The sequence below is a fragment of the Bryocella sp. genome, from assembly GCF_058498515.1.
In genome coordinates this window covers 1-2,874 of record NZ_JBMHYI010000038.1, presented here as the reverse complement: position 1 = coordinate 2,874, position 2,874 = coordinate 1, and the positions used below count along the sequence as shown (strand labels likewise).

The 2,874-nt window shown below is 61.4% G+C and carries 3 protein-coding genes and 1 pseudogene; 2 read left to right on the top strand and 2 right to left on the bottom strand.

Annotation, left to right across the window (positions count from 1 at the left end; all coding sequences use genetic code 11):
* Window positions 1-541: GH39 family glycosyl hydrolase (locus AC5E6W_RS10550; RefSeq protein WP_491752255.1), on the top strand; the 541-nt coding region annotated here is incomplete at its 5' end.
* Window positions 542-544: 3 nt separating this feature from the next.
* On the top strand, window positions 545-1,867 hold the full coding sequence (locus AC5E6W_RS10545; RefSeq protein ID WP_491752254.1) for a glucoamylase family protein: 1,323 nt from the start codon (window positions 545-547) through the stop codon (window positions 1,865-1,867).
* Between the two features lie 77 nt (window positions 1,868-1,944).
* Here the strand turns inward: AC5E6W_RS10545 and AC5E6W_RS10540 are convergent, their stop codons facing one another.
* Window positions 1,945-2,346 carry a hypothetical protein gene (locus AC5E6W_RS10540; RefSeq protein ID WP_491752253.1) on the bottom strand — a complete coding sequence of 134 codons (402 nt, stop codon included), beginning with the start codon at window positions 2,344-2,346 and terminating at the stop codon, window positions 1,945-1,947.
* A 148-nt stretch (window positions 2,347-2,494) separates the two neighbouring features.
* Window positions 2,495-2,874 (bottom strand): annotated as a pseudogene (locus tag AC5E6W_RS10535) (hopanoid-associated sugar epimerase); the annotation flags it as partial.

Sequence of the window (2,874 nt, the reverse complement as noted above, 5' to 3'; positions counted from 1 at the left end):
GGACTACTGGGCCTTCTCCGATGTCTTCGACGAGCAGGGTGTCGTCCGCACCCCCTTCTATGGTGGCTTCGGCCTGGTCGCCGCGGAGGGAATCCCAAAGCCAGCACTCAATGACTTCCGTGCTCTCCACCAGCTGGGCAACGAGCGCATCGCCCTCGAATCCGACTCCGCCCTGGCCACCAAAACCTCCGACGGCAAACTAGTACTCGCTCTCTGGGATTACGCTCCCCCCATCGGCACCGGTCCTGACTACACCTGGCCCAAAGGCCCCGCCGGCCCACCCAAAACTTTCACACTCAGCATCAAACACGTCCCTTCAGATGCATCGGTTGAAGTTCTCCGCGTCGATGACGACCATGGAAACGTGATCAAAGCCTTCGACGCGATGGGCCGCCCTCCCGGAGATCTCATGCCCGCCCAAGTCGAAAAGCTGCGAGCCGAGGGTGCCATGGCCGCCCCTGAACACCTCCGCCTCCACGACGGCAAACTCCAACTGACTGTCCCCGCACACGGCCTCGCCGTCGTGCTCGTCGGGAGATAGCGCATGCAACGCCGTGACTGCCTCAAGCTCCTCGCCGGCGCCGCAGTTCTCCCGCGCCTCCATGCCTTCTCTCAAACCCAGGCAGACCTCCATCTCACGCCGGAGCCTGCCTCCCGCTACCGTCTTACTCCTGCAGACGAAGCGTTCCTCGACGACATGGACCGCCGAGCCTGCCTGTACTTCGTAGAGCAGGCCAGCCCCACCACCGGCCAGGTTCTCGACCGTGCCGCCGCCTTCCCCACCGACGGGAAGCTAGACCCCCGTCGCATGGCAAGCATCGCCGCCACCGGCTTCGGTCTCACCGCCCTCTGCATCGCCGATAAACGCAGCTACCAGCCCCGCCCGCAGATCATCGAGCAAATTCGCCGCACCCTTCGCTTCCACGCCCACAAACTCCCCAATGTCCACGGATTCTTCTACCACTTCAATGACGTTGAAACCGGCGAGCGAATCGACAAAAATGAAGTCTCTTCCATCGATACCGCCCTGCTCCTCTGCGGCGTCCTCACCGCCCGCGCCCATTTCTCGCACGACCCCGAAATTCAGGACCTCGCCACCCTCATCTACAACCGCGTCGACTGGCCCTGGATGCTGAACGGCGGCACAACCTTCTCCATGGGCTGGAATCCCGAGCACGGCTTCATCGAAGCTCGCTGGCGCAAATTCTGCGAGCTGATGATGATCTATCTTTTAGCTATCGGCTCCCCCACGCACCCCGTCGCTGCCTCCAGCTGGGACGCCTGGACCCGTCCCGTCATTCACTATGACGGCCTTACCTACATCAGCGGCAACGACCCCATCTTCACCCACCAGTACAGCCACGCCTGGTTCGACTTCCGCCACAAGCGCGATCGTTTCGCCAACTACTTCACCAACTCCATCACCGCTACTCGCGCGCACGAGGCCTTCTGCCTCTCCCTCGGCAAGCCTTACTCGTCCGACTACTGGGGCATCAGCGCCTCCGACTCCGCCCATGGCTATACCGCCTGGGGTGGCCCCGACGCCGACGGCAAAGGCTTCGGCGTCATCGACGGCTCCGTAGTTCCCAACGCCACCGCCGGTTCGCTTCCCTTCCTTCCCGAAGCCTGCCTCCGCGTCCAGCTAGCCCTCAAAGCCAACTACGGCGACAAGGCCTACGGCCGCTACGGCTTCTGCGACGCCTTCCACCCTCAAGCCAACTGGTACGACCCCGACGTCCTCGGCATCGATCTCGGCATCGGCCTCCTGATGGCCGAGAATCTCCGCTCCAGCTTCGTCTGGGAAACATTCGCTCGCAATCCAGAGGTGCCGCCAGCGATCCGGCGTGCAGGCTTCCACAACATCTGAAGCCCCTTCACGCCCGGCATCACGGTTTCGAGGGCCGTGATGCCGTACATCAGCCAGCAGTTCGGCAAGGCCTGTGGTCACTCGCCAGCGGCGGGCGTCTTCTTGTGCTCCACAAAGGTGTGCGCTTGATGACAGCTCACGCACGTCTTGTCCTTCATGAATGGATCCGACTTAAGTTGTGCCACCTGGTCGGCATGACAGCCTTCACACGTGCTTATCGCCGGAATGCCCGCGAAGTCCTGCGATGTTGTCTCGCCATGGCACACGGTGCATTCAACACCGTTGGTTGCATGCGGGCTCGCCTTCCATTGGTCATGGATCGCCTTGTGGCAGCTGGCGCACGTATCCCCGGCTGGAATCAACCGATGGTGCACATGCTTGGCTTGATCCAGCTGGGCCTTAGCAGGTTGGCCGGCAAGAGCCAAAACAAGAAAAACGAACAGGGTAAGACCGAACATGCGCGCACAGAAACGATTCACGGATAGACCTCCTGAGTACGGTCTGAAGTATCGAACCCGCGATGGCTGCAATCAGTGATAGTCATCACGTCTCATCGAAAATCGATTGACGCGCTGCCGCAAGGCCTTCTGCAAAAGGAATATTCCCAAGTCTCGCTCGCTTTCGCGACTAGCACCCCGAGCAGCTAACCCGTGCCTTGTCCACATACCCGTTCTTGTAGAACCAAGCGCACGCCGACATCAACGCGCCCTCCACACTCCCCACCTTCAACCCCAGCTCCCGCTCCGCCTTTGCCGAGCTCGCAAACATCATCTTCTTTCCCATGCGCACGGCCTCCACGGTCGCACGAGGCTCCGTACCCCGCCACTTCCCCGTCACCGTCTCATCGAAATACGCAAACGCCATCGCCAGCGCATGCGGCACCTTCCTCTTCGGCGACGGCAACCCCGAAAGCTTACCCAACCGATCCAGAATCTGTTTCAGCGTAAGATTCTCCCCGCCTAGGATGTATCGCTCCCCCACGCGCCCGCGCTCCAACGCCACCAAGT

What these genes read in the sequence shown, in the direction of transcription:
- AC5E6W_RS10545 (WP_491752254.1), top strand. Translation starts at nt 545, where the DNA reads ATGCAACGCCGTGACTGCCTCAAGCTCCTCGCCGGCGCCGCAGTTCTC.